Below are 833 nucleotides of genomic sequence, written 5' to 3'. Positions count from 1 at the left end.
TTAGTCCATGAAAGTTTCCCATTAATGCGTGCTGGTAAGTATGAAGAGGCAGAGGCGAAATTAAAAGAAGCGAATGATGCATTAGTTGAAGCGCATAATGCACAAACTGACTTATTACATCAATACGCGAATGGTGAAGATATCAATATGGAAATTATCATGGTACATGCACAGGATCATTTGATGACCTCAACGACCTTGCGAGAAATGGCAGTTGAAATGTTGGAGATGTATAAGGTAATGAAGGGTTAAAGTTAGGCTAACTAGAGAAAAGGATGCGGTTGACATGGCAAGAAGTAAAGAAGTTAAGAAACATGAAAAAGAATTGGCTTTGCGGAATTTTAGGTTTAATCGTTTCCTCTTTATTCGTTATGCTTTAGCCTTTAGTGTCATTGCTAATTTATATTGGCTGTTTATGAACTTGTTTACCCAAGTTTCATCAATCATCCTACCGGGTGCGATGGTGGTACTTGGTGGTATGGCCGCATTTGAATACTTGCGGATTTACTGGACCCATCAAAATACATTGAAGTTTTCAAAAATCTATTTCCAAACGCAAATTGTTGTAAATGTCCTTTTATTTTTTGCAACCTTTAGTAAAACCGTATTCAGTTATTTATATCCCTTCTTAGGGATGTCAAATGAAGCAATATTACTTGTCTACATTATCCTGGGAGTGGGGTTAGTGGTAGCAGGAGTATCTTTATTCAAAGTGCTACGAATCGCTAAAAATAAAGATAAGAAATATCAATATATTCAACGATATGAAAAATACACATCTTAACTGATGAAAAAATTTGAAGAAAAGAGTTGTTGAACATGTCTGAAGAAAA

General features: G+C 35.3%; 2 protein-coding genes. Both read left to right on the top strand.

All coding sequences use genetic code 11. The annotated features are described in order from the left end of the window. A partial coding sequence (locus ACRCJ0_RS16595; protein WP_431391259.1) for a PTS lactose/cellobiose transporter subunit IIA occupies positions 1–252 on the top strand: 252 nt, incomplete at its 5' end. A gap of 34 nt (positions 253–286) precedes the next feature. After that, positions 287–784 carry a hypothetical protein gene (locus ACRCJ0_RS16590; RefSeq protein ID WP_431387903.1) on the top strand — a complete coding sequence of 166 codons (498 nt, stop codon included), beginning with the start codon at positions 287–289 and terminating at the stop codon, positions 782–784. Positions 785–833: the final 49 nt, after the last annotated feature.

It is taken from the genome of Aerococcus sp. L_32, assembly GCF_050689315.1.
Note: the sequence above shows the minus strand (reverse complement) of the source record. Positions and strands in the feature narration are given on the sequence as shown.